The organism is Cryobacterium luteum, assembly GCF_900110125.1.
Taxonomy (GTDB): Bacteria; Actinomycetota; Actinomycetes; order Actinomycetales; family Microbacteriaceae; genus Cryobacterium; species Cryobacterium luteum.
The window spans coordinates 1-12,568 of record NZ_FOCN01000035.1; the positions used below are offsets into that span (position 1 = coordinate 1).

The 12,568-nt window shown below is 60.8% G+C and carries 15 protein-coding genes and 1 pseudogene; 7 read left to right on the plus strand and 9 right to left on the minus strand.

Going from position 1 to position 12,568, the window contains the following annotated elements:
• The first annotated feature begins 459 nt into the window (after positions 1-459).
• Positions 460-837: a DUF5655 domain-containing protein gene (locus tag BMW72_RS17315; protein WP_092112769.1), complete on the plus strand. Its 378-nt coding sequence runs from the start codon at positions 460-462 to the stop codon at positions 835-837.
• Between the two features lie 127 nt (positions 838-964).
• Here BMW72_RS17315 and BMW72_RS17320 read toward each other — a convergent pair whose 3' ends face one another.
• Together BMW72_RS17320 and BMW72_RS19755 are read right to left on the minus strand one after the other, a co-directional pair.
• A complete protein-coding gene (locus tag BMW72_RS17320) occupies positions 965-1,807 on the minus strand; it encodes an alpha/beta fold hydrolase (RefSeq protein WP_092112771.1) in 843 nt (280 codons plus the stop codon).
• Between the two features lie 180 nt (positions 1,808-1,987).
• Positions 1,988-2,452 carry a MerR family transcriptional regulator gene (locus BMW72_RS19755; protein ID WP_198416323.1) on the minus strand — a complete coding sequence of 155 codons (465 nt, stop codon included), beginning with the start codon at positions 2,450-2,452 and terminating at the stop codon, positions 1,988-1,990.
• Here BMW72_RS19755 and BMW72_RS17330 point away from each other — a divergent pair.
• Complete coding sequence (locus BMW72_RS17330) at positions 2,451-3,254, plus strand: aminotransferase class IV (protein WP_092112773.1); 804 nt, start codon at positions 2,451-2,453, stop codon at positions 3,252-3,254. The genes BMW72_RS19755 and BMW72_RS17330 overlap by 2 nt on opposite strands.
• 200 nt (positions 3,255-3,454) lie before the next feature.
• Here BMW72_RS17330 and BMW72_RS17335 read toward each other — a convergent pair whose 3' ends face one another.
• The 3 genes from BMW72_RS17335 to BMW72_RS17345 all read right to left on the minus strand — a co-directional run bounded on the left by BMW72_RS17335 (position 3,455) and on the right by BMW72_RS17345 (position 5,377).
• Entirely contained in the window at positions 3,455-3,835 is a 381-nt protein-coding gene (locus tag BMW72_RS17335; protein ID WP_092112774.1) for a VOC family protein, read from the minus strand.
• Positions 3,836-4,448: 613 nt separating this feature from the next.
• Complete coding sequence (locus BMW72_RS17340) at positions 4,449-4,658, minus strand: helix-turn-helix domain-containing protein (RefSeq protein WP_092112776.1); 210 nt, start codon at positions 4,656-4,658, stop codon at positions 4,449-4,451.
• Positions 4,658-5,377 carry a hypothetical protein gene (locus BMW72_RS17345; protein WP_139175929.1) on the minus strand — a complete coding sequence of 240 codons (720 nt, stop codon included), beginning with the start codon at positions 5,375-5,377 and terminating at the stop codon, positions 4,658-4,660. The genes BMW72_RS17340 and BMW72_RS17345 overlap by 1 nt, the downstream gene beginning before the upstream one ends.
• Positions 5,378-5,725: 348 nt before the next feature.
• Between BMW72_RS17345 and BMW72_RS17350 the strand changes: the two are divergent.
• A pseudogene (locus BMW72_RS17350) lies at positions 5,726-6,309 on the plus strand (recombinase family protein).
• Positions 6,310-6,476: 167 nt separating this feature from the next.
• Here BMW72_RS17350 and BMW72_RS17355 read toward each other — a convergent pair.
• Both BMW72_RS17355 and BMW72_RS17360 read right to left on the minus strand, forming a co-directional pair.
• On the minus strand, positions 6,477-7,067 hold the full coding sequence (locus BMW72_RS17355) for an NADPH-dependent FMN reductase (protein WP_092112779.1): 591 nt from the start codon (positions 7,065-7,067) through the stop codon (positions 6,477-6,479).
• Positions 7,068-7,247: 180 nt separating this feature from the next.
• Entirely contained in the window at positions 7,248-8,462 is a 1,215-nt protein-coding gene (locus BMW72_RS17360; RefSeq protein WP_092112781.1) for an MFS transporter, read from the minus strand.
• Positions 8,463-8,512: 50 nt separating this feature from the next.
• Here BMW72_RS17360 and BMW72_RS17365 point away from each other — a divergent pair, with 50 nt between their 5' ends.
• A complete protein-coding gene (locus BMW72_RS17365; protein ID WP_134360473.1) occupies positions 8,513-8,902 on the plus strand; it encodes a MerR family transcriptional regulator in 390 nt (129 codons plus the stop codon).
• A gap of 229 nt (positions 8,903-9,131) precedes the next feature.
• Here BMW72_RS17365 and BMW72_RS17370 read toward each other — a convergent pair whose 3' ends face one another.
• The gene (locus BMW72_RS17370; RefSeq protein ID WP_092112785.1) at positions 9,132-9,638 is read right to left on the minus strand and encodes a GNAT family N-acetyltransferase; all 507 of its coding nucleotides are present in this window, start codon (positions 9,636-9,638) and stop codon (positions 9,132-9,134) included.
• 84 nt (positions 9,639-9,722) lie between these two features.
• Between BMW72_RS17370 and BMW72_RS17375 the strand changes: the two genes are divergently transcribed.
• The 3 genes from BMW72_RS17375 (at position 9,723) to BMW72_RS17385 (ending at position 12,170) form a co-directional block, all read left to right on the plus strand.
• The gene (locus tag BMW72_RS17375) at positions 9,723-10,169 is read left to right on the plus strand and encodes a GNAT family N-acetyltransferase (RefSeq protein WP_092112787.1); all 447 of its coding nucleotides are present in this window, start codon (positions 9,723-9,725) and stop codon (positions 10,167-10,169) included.
• Positions 10,170-10,428: 259 nt separating this feature from the next.
• Positions 10,429-10,956, plus strand: coding sequence for a helix-turn-helix domain-containing protein (locus BMW72_RS17380; protein WP_092112788.1), 528 nt, complete (start codon positions 10,429-10,431; stop codon positions 10,954-10,956).
• A complete protein-coding gene (locus BMW72_RS17385) occupies positions 10,953-12,170 on the plus strand; it encodes an MFS transporter (RefSeq protein ID WP_092112790.1) in 1,218 nt (405 codons plus the stop codon). Before BMW72_RS17380 ends, BMW72_RS17385 begins: the two co-directional genes overlap by 4 nt.
• 198 nt (positions 12,171-12,368) lie before the next feature.
• Here BMW72_RS17385 and BMW72_RS17390 read toward each other — a convergent pair.
• A partial coding sequence (locus BMW72_RS17390; protein ID WP_341864746.1) for a VOC family protein occupies positions 12,369-12,568 on the minus strand: 200 nt, incomplete at its 5' end.

Consider the following 12,568-nt stretch of genomic DNA (forward strand, 5'->3'; position numbering starts at 1 on the left):
GGATGCGCATTCGGAGTTGTTGCCGCCTTGATCGGAGCCGACTGCGTACTCAGAGATCCGTCGTATGTCCCTGGGTGGGCGCTTATAGGGATGGGAACCGTCATCGCGCTCGTCATGTTCTTCGCGAGCGAAGGAATTTCATTTCGCCACAAGAAATTGGGCGAGGATAGGTGAGTGTCGCTTCCTACAGAGCGGGGACCGCAATTAGCATCCGATCGGGCGGTGCAGGCCTCTCCCCACCTGGACGCCCTGCGGGCGCCAAACGCCTGGTCCCCGGGCCGGACGTCGGCCAAGAGAGGTACTTGCAAGGGGACACCGAATCGGACGCCGAATCGGCAGTTCGAATTGGCCATTATCTAGCGGCGCGCCGATCCTGAGAAGCTCCCGCAAGGGGAACCTGCTGCGGGACGGCGACCACTGCATCCATCCCGGCGTTTCGCCGTACCGTAATGTGGAGTCATGGCAGCGTCGAACTGGGACGAACTCACGGGCGGACTCGCCGACGACGATCTCGTGAAAATCACCGTGTTCCGCGACTTCTGTCGTGGTCTGCCCGATGTAGATGAACGCATCCAGACCTCCCAAGTCGCGTATGCCCGAGTGCGGGTGTTCACGTCGGGTTACATCAAGAGTCATTATCTCGAGCTCGGCGTCGAGCTGCTGCGCGAAGTCACCGACCCGAAACCCCGCACCACGTTCGCCACCTCGAAGAGGGTGACGATGCATCGCTACAGCTTGCGGCATCTCGAACAATTCGACGACGCGATCCGAGCGCTGATCCGCGAAGCATCGGAGACGGTCGGGCCGGGCACCCGCACCGGCGGTACTGCGGACTGACGGAAGCCCTGTCACCAGCGCAGCCTGCGAGCTCTGTAGGAGGGCATCGGGTATCGATTGAGGAACCCTCTGCGGTGTGGAACCCATGAGGGCTAGCGTCCCGGGTATCGCCCGCAAGCAACGTCCTTTACCCGAGCACGAGCATTGCCTCGGCAATATCGTTGGCCGCAGAATCAGGGATGGCGGTGGCCGCGTGCTTGAGGACGAGCAGCCGAGCCCCGGGGATCTCTCGCGCGATCGCCTCGCCGTTGCCGACGGGAAAAAATAAATCTCGGCGGCCGTGGACAACGAGCGTGGGGATCTTGATTTCGGAGAGGCGCTCGCGCCAGCGCGGTGCGCAGTCGAGACGGGAGAACACCATCCCCATCTGGTTAGCCATCTGGACCTGGGGTGTCGCGTCTGGTGTGCGGTCCCAGATGCGTGCGGAGCGCGCGTGCGCGGCGACGGGATCGTCGCCGAGAATCTCGGCGCCTGCAGCGGCGAATTGCGCGACTGCCTCGCGGTCTGCCCAGACGGGTAACGGTCGCGCGAACAGTTGGCGCATTGCCGCCTGGTCATGGTCCGGGAGGTCATCATCGGCAGGTCCTGGTGCGACCGCGCGCGTACCCGCTAGGGTCAGCGCCGAGAACACGCCCGGATGGTCGATCGCGGCCACCTGCGCGACCATCCCGCCGACGCCAATCCCTGCGAGGTGCGCCGGTCTGGCGTCAAGCGCGCGTGCAAGGGCCGCGGCGTCGGAGGCCAGGTCGCGTAGGGTGTAAGCCGGTGCTTCGGGGTCCGACGTCGTCGAACCGCCGCTGTCGCGAAGGTCGAGGCGCACCACGCGACGCCCACCGGCGGCAAGGCGCTCGCAGAGCGCGTCAGGCCACGAGAGCATCGTCGTCCCGCCCACAAGGAGGATGAGTGGTGCGTCGTCGTCACCGAAGGACTCGATGCTCAGGTCGACCGCATTGGCGTTGACAGTGATCATCTGAGAACCGTACCCCGACCAAGACCCGACGCCGATGCCGTACGGCCAGGAATTGAGCCGACCGAGCCCCGATTTGGAGCCCAGTACTTGCCCGGAGGCGAACCCCTTACGGGACGGTGGAGGCAGCAGTCTTCGCTGGGCTCTAGTGCATCGCCGGGGCTTCCCAGCGAGGTGACGAGATCATCGGAGCAGATCCGGAAGGAGCTCGCATTGGGGTTCACTCTCGACTCTGGCAGGGTCGCAGGCATTTGGACCCGAGTTGATCAGGGCCTCGAGGCCTTCGCGAGTGCTCACGAGGCCTGCGATACGCGCGTCATATGCCTTGAGGTGCTCCACTAGTACGGGTGTCGCGCACGGCTCGAGGCGCCCTGGCTCGGACACGCAGTCGATGAGTTCAAGAATTGTGCGGGTTGGCAGCCCAACGTCTAGGAGGGAACGGATCGCTCGCACTCTTTCCACCACCGCGGGGTCGAAAAGTCGCTGGCCCGAAGTAGACCGTTCGGCGGCCAAGAGGCCTCTGCTTTGGTAGTACCGAAGAAGCCGCGGCCCCACTCCGGTGAGGGCCGACAACTCGCCGATGCGCAGCATTTCGTGCGGAGTGGGTTTTGCCTCTGACACTAATGTCACCTCATACCCTTCAATCATGACGCGATCACTGACATTCCTCAACGGTACAGTCGCCTCGTCTGACGACTTGGCTCCACTGGCATTTGCGGGCTTTGCTCACTTCACGGCGATGCAGATTCACGATCGATCCATACGCGGTCTGGACCTGCACCTGCAGCGGCTCCGAGATGCTAGCGACGCGATGTTTGGCAGGCACCTTCCGAATGCCCAAATTGTGGACTATCTCCGTGTGGCACTCAACGCAGCACCCGAGGACGCATCGTTGGCATTTTTCATCACGTCGTCCCCAGGAGAGTTCGTGGCTCCTCGCGCTGAAGTGCAGTTGGATGTTGTGACGAGAATCACAGACGCTGCCACGGTTCCCCTGGGGCCGCTGGCCTTGGACGTTGTTGCCCACCAGCGCGACCTGCCTCATGTGAAGCACGTCGGCGAAGTGGCCAAAACGCTGCTTCTTCGTCAGGCCGTCACGCGGGGATTTGACGATGCTGCCTTTGAAGATTCTGAAGGACGACTGAGCGAAGCGACCATCTGGAACCTGGCCTTTTGGGATGGACGCTCAGTGATTTGGCCCGAAGCCAACATCCTTACCGGCGTAACTATGCAAATTCTCCAGCGACAACTCAGCGCACTCGGCGTCGACCAGAAAACCCAACCCATTCGTCGAAACGAATCACTTGACCAGCTGGCAGGCGTCGTGATGAATTCGTGGACTCCTGGCATCGCCATCGCCCGAATTGGTGATCATCCCCTGATAGCCGATGCCGACTTCACAGGACTTCTCCACTCTGCTTACCAGCACGAGCATCTCGTAAGCGTCTGAGTAGTAACCGTTTTCGTAACCAGGGTCACTTTCAGACTTCCCCTTCAACGGGGGCTTAAACCACCAACGACTCCTAGGCCGTGCCGGTAGCGGAACCCGCTATGGATGACCTCACATACTGCGTGATCACGACACGCCCGTCACACCGGACTTCGAGGCAGACTCCTAGGAACCTGAGGTCGAGGTGTGACCGATGAGCATCAGAGTGGATCTAGGCGGGTCTTGAGCAGGCAGAACTCATTGCCTTCGGGGTCGGCCAGGACCTGCCACTGCTCCTCCCCGGTCTGGCCGATCTCGGCCGGGCGCGCACCGAGCTTCAGAAGGCGTTCGAGCTCGGCGGCCTGATCGCGGTCGGTGGCGTTGACGTCGATGTGCAGCCGAGACTTGCCCTTTTCCGGCTCATCCCTGCGACTGAGGATGATCGTCGGCTGCGGACCGCCGAACCCTTCGCGCGGCCCGATCTCCACCGTGCCGTCATCCTCGCGATCGAGCACGACAAAGTCCAGGACCTCGCACCAGAACCGCGCCAGCAACTCAGGGTTGCGGCAACCGAGCACGACCTCACTGATACGAGATGCCATTTACAAAACCTGCTTTCAACCTAGGAACTGCCGGGGAGGTCACACGCGAACCTCGTGGGCTCCTAGCAGTCAAAACAATTCTTAATTTTACCGGACGATCCGGTGTACGGGCGAAATGATTTCAGCGCCGCCCCTGTCCGAGTAGCCGGGTAAAGCCGTTGGCTATGCAGTAGGGAAGCTGACAATGCTGTTGTCGAAAGTTTATTCTCACTGATCAAGACGGAAAGGTACTTCCAGCACCACTTCAAAAACCATTTCGTTGCGCGTACCGCGGTGACGAAACATATCGAATCCTGGTAGAACCGGCGCCGACCCCTTCCCACAACGGAGGACGAAAACCAGCTGCCGCGCTGGCCGCTCACCACGCCCGCAGCCTAACGGTCGGCTGGACGCCTCGCCATTATGAAACCGGATCGTGCAGCAGGTCAGACGTGAGTCTCATCGATGATTTCTCCCGTCATGGGACCGGTGATCGCGCCCATCTCAGTTGTGTCAACCACGGCCATCTTCACTCGGACCAGATCGGACCCTCGCGCACCATTTTTAGGCAGTCCCGATGAAGGGTCGGTCCCGCCGGTGACGTGACCAGCTCTACGTGCTGGAAGTGGCGGCGCTACTGAGGTTCCAAGGTAAGCAGTTTCCCGATCGTGCACTCCAGTTCTTTGCAGATGATGTCGAGAGTGCTGAACCGGATGGCTTTGGCATGGTTGTTCTTCAAGATGGAGAGGTTCACTGTGCTGATGCCCACGCGTTCCGACAGCTGGACGAGAGTCATGCCACGTTCGGCGAGGAGAGCGTCGAGCCGACAGCGGACCTGCGGCATCAGACCAACCCGCTGCTGTCCTGCTGGTAGAGGGCGCCCGCACGGAACACAGCGGCGAGAGCAACGAGAGCTGCCGAAATGTAAACCGGCCAAAACGTGAAGATAGCAGTAGTTGTGCCCGGAGGATTGTAAGTCCCGTCGGGTTGTTGGGGGGCGGCGAACATGACTGTGGGCACGCTCATCGCACTTACTCCATGCAGAACGGTGGCACCTTCAAAGCCGACGAACACCACGATCGCAAGCACGGTCAGGGCGCGAGCGCTGGCGCGGGCAAATGGTGCGCCCCCTGCGATCATGCGAGCCAACACCAGAACACAGATAGCTATCCCTGCGGTCGTTAGTACCGAGACCAGATCTCCAAGACTCTGGAAAACGATCACTTCGACGGGTACATCCTTGACCGTTCCCGTCATGGCAGTGAAGTACGGCGTACTTCCGGGAACGATGAATGGTCCGCCGCCATAGAAAGCTTGCGTGGGTTGGGGCGCGGCGAGACCCGGGTCCCAAGTGAGGGCGATTCCCGTCCCGCGATGCGCAAGACGACTGATCATCTCGGCCACAACGGAAACGACCCCGTACGTGGCATACACAAGCGCGGCGATCGAGACGATGGAAACGAACCTAAGGGACGATCGCGGGCTGAGCGAGCGGGCAATGTCGACTGTTTCGGCCATACAAGAAACGTAACGATAATCGTGACGGTCGACAAGGCTGGCCATCCACCAAACCCACCGAGATCCCGGCTGTGGAGCAAAGGCACTCCGGCGGCGATGCCCGGACAATGGCGGTCCGGACATTCATCGGGGCGATCCACATTCCCAAAGCGGATCCGCCTTTGCCATAAAACGGGACCATCAGCGGGCCCCATTTGACAGTGCTCCCAGAGGCCGATTTGACGCGACGCATTTGGACTTCGCAGGGTGCCCGCAGGCGGGACGACCAACGGGACACCCGAACACTCACGGAGCATCGAAGACGTTCCGCATAGTTCTGGGGGGGCGCCCTATTCCCGTATGCCCCGACCGAGAAAATGCCCGGTGAAGGGCGGATAAACGGTACACTCCAGCATGACCGGAATGCTTATCGGCTACGCGCGCGTATCCACCAACGACCAAGACCTCACCGCCCAAAAGAACGCCCTGCCGCCCTCGGAGTCTCACTCCAAAAGACGTTCACCGATCAAGGCCTCACCGGAACAAATCGGGCCCGGCCAGGCCTTCGCGAAGCGTTAGCCGCATGCCGAGCCGGCGACACCCTCGTCGTGACCAAGCTCGACCGGCTGGCACGATCCCTGCGCGACGCAAAAGACATCGTCGACGACCTCACCCTTCGTGAAGTGAAGCTCAGCATCGGCGGCTCCGTTCACGACCCCACCGACCCAGTTGGCAGACTCCTCTTCAATGTGCTCGCGATGGTCGCTGAATTCGAGGCCGACCTGATCCGAGCACGCACCCGCGAAGGGATGCAAGTCGCCAAAGCGGCCGGCCGGCTCCGCGGCAAGCAGCCCAAACTGTCCCCGGCGCAGGAGAAGCACCTGGTCGAGGTCCACCAACGGGGCGAACACACCACCGTGCAGATCGCAGAACTCTTCAGCGTCGCCAGGTCCACGGTCTACCGGGCAATCCAACGAGCCGGGGACACCGCCGCCTGAACGTGCGTCGTGCAAAGGAGTAGGGGTAAACGGGCGTTTTATGCAGAGGAGTACGGAAAAGCCAGTTTTCTCACTCACCTGCACAACCCCGAAAGCACGATGGCCGTTGTGCAGACGACTTCGAAAAATGACAGATCGCCCTCGACACTCTTCTATTCAGCCGAGCGTCAGGCTTCGACGAACGACAGAGAGTCTGTCGAGGTGTCACGGAGCTGGCGCAAGGCGCTGCTCCAGCTCAGTAGTTGATCAAGCATTTGATTCGCGGTAGCTACGTGGTGGTCGCCGGGATTGAGAAGTTCCATGTCCACAAAGTCGGTGAAAAGGGACAGTGCGACCTGCGCGCGGACGTCCGCGAGCATAAGTTCCGCAGAAATGGTTCGCAGGTGTTCCACTGCTCGGCTTCCGCCGAGTAGCCCATATCCAACGAATCCGATGGCCTTGTTGTGCCACTCGCTAAAGAGGTAATCGAGGGCATCCTTTAGTACCCCGGGAATCGAGTGGTTGTATTCCGGAGTGACGATGATGAAACCGTCGCAGGATGCGACCGACTCGGACCACGCACGGGTGTGACCGTGCCCATACGGGTGACCCATGGCGGCGGGAATCTCTTCGTTTAGATGGGGGAGGTCGTAGTCCAGCAGGTCCAGCAGGATGAAGTCGTGTTCCTGACGGCTGTCGGCAATTGCTTTGACCCATTCGGCGACCAAAATGGATCGACGTCCCGGGCGAGTGCTTCCTACGATGATTCCGATTTTCATTGAGTCCGTTTTCTGTGATGTTGAGGTGGAAGGTCAGGGAATGAGGTTTGCCAGTGTGCTTGCTATGCACGCCTCTCAGCGGCGCTCCGGATTCCCAATGAAGGATGGGCACGCCGGTAATCTTCTTACGACGGGCAAAGTCGTCCGACTCGTGCACGAACCGTGTGCTCTCGTCCCGAGTCAGGGTGACGCCGAGTCGGATTGCGCGATTTTCGCAACGGATAAAGCGAGGACGGTGATAGCTGCCACGAGCGAGAGCACACCCGCCGCGAGGAAGGCCGGTGCTGTGTCGCCTCCTTGAATGACGGGTTCCGCGATCACGGGTGAAACAAATTGCCCCAGGAACATTGCCGAGATCAGCGCGCCGATAGCGCGCGCCCGGGTCGCAGACGAGGTGTTGTCCGATATCCACGAATTGAGATTTGGCATCACGAGTCCCACTCCGAGGGCCGAGATCGATAGGCCAACCAGAACCTGCGCGATGGCACCGGAGGTGCCGACGATCGTCATCCCCGCCGACATCAGAGTCAGGCTGAGCAACGCGACGTTGCTGAATCCCAGGCGGGACACCCAGCGGTAGCTCAGGCTGGAAAGGGCCTGGACCAAGACCATCCACCCGATCACGAGGCCAGTGATCGAGGAATCGCCGCCCATCTCGCCGAGGAGGAAAGGCAATTGAGTCGGCACCACATAGAAAACAATCTGGATCACAAATGCCAGCACCACGATTCCTGAAATGAGGGCCGTGGCATTGCTTTTCAGCACGGGTTTCAACTCGGCTGCGACTTTCGGCACCGGGGGCGGGTCGGTGACTTTCCACGCGACAAGGATGGCGACCGGCAGCGACAAGAAGTAGATGGCGAAAGGCGCATTCCAGCTGACGACCGCCAGCGCCCCACCCAACGACAAGAACACCGCACCGCCGAGCCCACTCGCAGCGGCCTGAAAACCAAACATTTTGGACCGTCGCTCGCCCGTGAACCATTCGGAGATCAGCGCCGTTGACGACGTCATAACACCAGCCACTGCGATACCGAGGATCACCCGGGAAACCATCAGTGCTGACAGATCATCAATCCACAATCCGGCCGAGCCCGCAATTGCGTAAACGACAACAGAAACCTTGAGCACGCTGGACCGCTCGATCCGATCGCTGAGCCATCCAAGTACCGGGGCGGAGAGGGCGATCGACAGCGCAGTGATGGTGACAACGAGTTTCACTAGGAAGCCGGAACTATCAACCTCGGAGAAGTAGTCGGCCATCTTCGGCAGCGCTGGGGAAATCGTTGCTCCCGCCATGACAGTGAGCATGCTCGCCGCAATTAGTGCCACCGAACCCTTGGTACGGAGTCTTTGCGGCACGGGGACGGTGTCAATCTGGTTGCGTTCGGGCATGTAGAAATGCTAAAACTTGAACAAAGGTTGAAGTCAAGTGGAGAGGTACATTGAATCAATTGCTGACGAAATCCATGACAGTTTCGGACCTGGCCAGCGCCAGCCGGGTGAATGCATCGGCCGTGCGGTTTTACGACAAACATGGTCTGATCGCTGGCGAGCGAACGTCCGGGAATCAACGTCGCTTCAGCGAAGAAGATGCCTGCCGGATCAAGGTGATTCGAGTGGCTCAACGAGTGGGATTGTCCGTTAGCGAAATTTCGGAACTTCTCATCGATCTCCCTTCCAAGCCCTCCTCGGCGGAGTGGGCCGTCGTAGGGGCCAAGCTCCGAGCCGCCGCGCAGGAACGGATTGATCAGCTCAACCATGCGCTGGATGACCTGACCGGGCCGGTGCAACTGTGCGACGTCAGCAACTCAGTGGACTCGCCCGAAGCGTAGCCTGGTGTCCGCATCAGCGGGCTTGTGGGCCTAGGGCGCAACCGCTACGCGCTGCCGAAAATCCGGAGCTCGGCAGGCACGGTTCGGAACTTCCTATCCGGATGAAATACGGCTCACGTTACCTCTCATGCTCTGACGTCCCTCGGGCTTCGGCACCAGTTGTGGCGCCCGTAGAGGGTTGGTCTACCGACACCGTGAACAGGGTTCCCCGCCAGGGGACTAAATAGAGCTATCGAGCGCAGTTCTGCTCGCGTGTAATCCTCCAATAACTCACGTCTTCGGTATCGAATGGCAGTTCAATCATCCCCAACTTTGCTGCGACGCGTTTGGAGACCTCGTTCTCCGGCTCGATCGTCGCCGAGATGGAGCCCAGTGACGAGATGCGAAACACGTGGTCGAGCATGCCGATCCCGACTTCCGTTGCATAACCGTTGCCCCAAGCCTTCTGATGAAAGACATACGTGAGTTCATCGAAGTCTCGATCAGGCGCTCGAATCACGCCACAGTAGCCTACGAACTCGCCAGATCGCGCGTCGAAGACGGCCGAGGTGCCGTAACCGCGATCGACGTACTTTCGCTCGCAGATTTCGATCCACTGCGATACTTCGGGGCGGCTGAGGACGGTCCCGTCCCCGACAAATCGCATCACGTTCGGGTCGGCGCAGAGGGCTGAGAAGTCGTTGAGGTCGTCGCGGCGAAACTGACGCACCGATAAGTGTTCGGTCTGGAAGAGCATCGGACCAGCCTATCCACGCCCGCAGGTCGTTCCGCTGTGGCACCCGGCTGCGGCGGTCTGGCTCGGCACAGGTAGCCTCTCCCTATGGAAGATGAGTTGACCATTTCGATCGCCACCCACGCCGACAACGCTGTCGCGGAAGAGATTCGCCGATTGCTTCCGCAGCTGTCACAGACAGCTATGTTCGACAGGGAAATTCTCAATCGGATGGTGGAGAACGAGTCAGTCGATCTCTTCCTTGCGCGGCTCTCTGGTCGGGTTGTAGGAATGGCCACCCTCGTGACGTTTCCCATACCGACCGGGGTCCGGGGTCACATCGATGACGTTGTGGTGGACGAACTCACCCGTGGCCGAGGAATCGCTCGTGAATTATTGACCGCGATGATTGCCAGAGCGCAGGCGTTGGGAGTGCGGAGCCTGGACCTGACGTCGCGCCCATCCAGAGAATCCGCGATCCGGCTTTACGAGGCCTCCGGATTCGTGCGCCGTGATTCCGTTTTGTTTCGATACCAGCCCGTCGATTCTCGATGAGAGATTCCCTTCCGGGTGCACGGAAACAAAGCCCTGAGACGGCACATTCGCGGAACCGTCCCGCGCAGGGTTCCTCTCCGGGCACGGCGCTCGGTGCCGGCGGACAGGCCGTTTCGATCCAAACGTGAGTCCGATCATCGTCAGGTTTTAGGGCACTTCAGCTCGGACGGTGCCGTGAGCTGCGTCGGCATGTGCTCCGGACAGGTGACCGCAAAAGAACGATTTGGAGGTTGGGTGTGGTTTGGCATATCGTTTGGGCATGCCGGATCTTGATGGCCTCCGGGCCGTAGCTCACCCGTTACGCCTGCGTTTGCTTTCGCTTCTGACTGCCGAGGCTCTCAGCGCTACGGAGGCGGCGCGTATCTTGGGCGAGAGCCAAGCGAACGTGAGTTACCACCTGCGTCGTTTGGCTCAGGCGGGACTCGTGCAGCTTGTCGAGGAAACGAATATTCGTGGCGGGACCGCCAAGCGCTACCGACACGATCCCGCGAGAGGCGAAGCGCTCGGTTCGGGCCGCGTCGACGAGCACCAGGCTCTGATGAGTTCCCTCGCCGCAGAACTGATCGCCCGCAGCGCGCGTTACCTGTCAGAATCCGAATTCGTATTCACCGAGGCGGAGGTCACCGTCTCCCGCGAGGCATGGGAGCGTATCCGCGACATGTCACGCGAGATCGGGAAACTCATCCACGATGAGGCGGTGCCCTCCGCCACACCAGAAGGCATCCGGATGAGTGCCACCCTCGCATTGTTCGAAGTCGTGAACCACGACACCGCCCCGCGAACATGAGTAGCGGCTACCTCGAGGTACTGCGCACGACCGGCGCACTCAGGGTCTTTGTCCCCGCGCTCGTCGGGCGACTCTCGTTCGCCATAGTGACCTTAGTGCTGCTCTTCGCGGTGCAGCGAAGCACTGATTCTTTCGCTGCCGCCGGCGCGGCTACTGGAGCTTTCGGGCTCGCGAACGTGATCGCTTCCCCGTACCGCGCACGATTCGTCGACCGGCGCGGACAGCGGTTTGCACTCAACTCGCTAGCCATCGCCTTCGCTGCCGGTCTCGGCGGCATTGCTGCGCTGACAGCCCAGCCCGACCCTTCGTCAGGGGCGCTCATTGGGCTGGCGGCCATTGTCGGGTTATTCCCGCCACCGCTCGGCGCCTCGATGCGTGTGCTCTGGGGTTCACTGACAGCGCCGGGAGCGCTGCGGACGAAGGCATACAGCATCGATGCGGTCTGTGAGGAATTACTGTTCACGACGGGGCCATTGATCGCAGCGGCCACTCTCAGTGCGGCATCGCCGACGGTCGGACTGGTCGCTACTGCCACGGTGGCGCTTGCCGGAACCCTCGGCATGACAAGCAGCTCGCTATCGCGACAGCACGTTGCCGTCACCGCTTCCCCCCGGAAGAGTTCACGGCCGTTACGACAGAGCGGGTTCGTCGCAGTGTTGATCGCGCTACTCGGCGTGGGAGTCATACTCGGGACCGTGGAAGTGGTCGCACCCGCAATCGCCGACAGTCAGGGATCGGTCGGCCTGGCTGGCATCCTTCTCGCCTCTTTTGCAGCCGGAAGCGCAGTCGGAGGCCTGCTCTACGGACAGCGAACTTGGAGGAGCTCGCTCGTAAAGCGACTACTCATCTCGGTCACAGTCATGACCGCGCTGTGCGCACTTCTCACGACAATTGAGTTTGTCGTGGTCCTCGGCTTCGGACTCGCTGCGGTGGGCTTTTTCCTGGCCCCGTCGCTCGTGACCGGCTACCTACTCGCGGACGACCTCACCGCTGCAGAGGTGCGCACCGAGGCATCGAGCTGGATCAACACGGCAGTCAACGCTGGCGCCGCCTTTGCCGCCGTAATGGTGGGGTTCGCCGTGGACGCCATGGAGCCCCGTCTTGGATTCATCATCGGCGCAGCAGTGGCCCTCATCCTCCTGATAGCCGCAACCGTGCTGATACTCAGAAATATCAAAGCCGCGCCCGTCGTAAATCAATTGCAATCGGCGTAGATGAAACGAGACGCCCAGCACCGCGATGGTAAGTGCCCGCAGGACGTTCCCGATTCGGGACATACCTCCGGAACAGGCAGCGTCTGTCACCCAGCATGCCAATCGTTGGGGTCGTGACACTTTACGCGTGAAACCGGCCCGGTCTTCGAACCTTACAAGAGCAGAATTGCGCAATCGAGTCTGCCCTTGTACTCCGTTTCAGTCGATCGGAGAGACACGAATGAGGTTGCCATCAGGGTCGGCGACCACGAATGTGCGCCCGAAGACGTCTTCGTGCGGCTCTTCGATAACAGTGGCCCCCTTGGACGTCCACGCGGTGAAGCAGTCATCGACTCCGGATGCTGACCCGGGCAGCATGAGTCCCAACTCGCTGGTTCGCGGCGTCGCCGTCGTGACAG

Bases quoted from the DNA above. Each gene is read 5' to 3' on its own strand.
- BMW72_RS17315 (WP_092112769.1), top strand. From the start codon at position 460: ATGGCAGCGTCGAACTGGGACGAACTCACGGGCGGACTCGCCGACGAC.
- BMW72_RS17320 (WP_092112771.1), bottom strand. From the start codon at position 1,807: ATGATCACTGTCAACGCCAATGCGGTCGACCTGAGCATCGAGTCCTTC.
- BMW72_RS17330 (WP_092112773.1), top strand. From the start codon at position 2,451: ATGACGCGATCACTGACATTCCTCAACGGTACAGTCGCCTCGTCTGAC.
- BMW72_RS19755 (WP_198416323.1), bottom strand. From the start codon at position 2,452: ATGATTGAAGGGTATGAGGTGACATTAGTGTCAGAGGCAAAACCCACT.
- BMW72_RS17335 (WP_092112774.1), bottom strand. From the start codon at position 3,835: ATGGCATCTCGTATCAGTGAGGTCGTGCTCGGTTGCCGCAACCCTGAG.
- BMW72_RS17340 (WP_092112776.1), bottom strand. From the start codon at position 4,658: ATGCCGCAGGTCCGCTGTCGGCTCGACGCTCTCCTCGCCGAACGTGGC.
- BMW72_RS17345 (WP_139175929.1), bottom strand. From the start codon at position 5,377: ATGGCCAGCCTTGTCGACCGTCACGATTATCGTTACGTTTCTTGTATG.
- BMW72_RS17355 (WP_092112779.1), bottom strand. From the start codon at position 7,067: ATGAAAATCGGAATCATCGTAGGAAGCACTCGCCCGGGACGTCGATCC.
- BMW72_RS17360 (WP_092112781.1), bottom strand. From the start codon at position 8,462: ATGCCCGAACGCAACCAGATTGACACCGTCCCCGTGCCGCAAAGACTC.
- BMW72_RS17370 (WP_092112785.1), bottom strand. From the start codon at position 9,638: ATGCTCTTCCAGACCGAACACTTATCGGTGCGTCAGTTTCGCCGCGAC.
- BMW72_RS17375 (WP_092112787.1), top strand. From the start codon at position 9,723: ATGGAAGATGAGTTGACCATTTCGATCGCCACCCACGCCGACAACGCT.
- BMW72_RS17380 (WP_092112788.1), top strand. From the start codon at position 10,429: ATGCCGGATCTTGATGGCCTCCGGGCCGTAGCTCACCCGTTACGCCTG.
- BMW72_RS17385 (WP_092112790.1), top strand. From the start codon at position 10,953: ATGAGTAGCGGCTACCTCGAGGTACTGCGCACGACCGGCGCACTCAGG.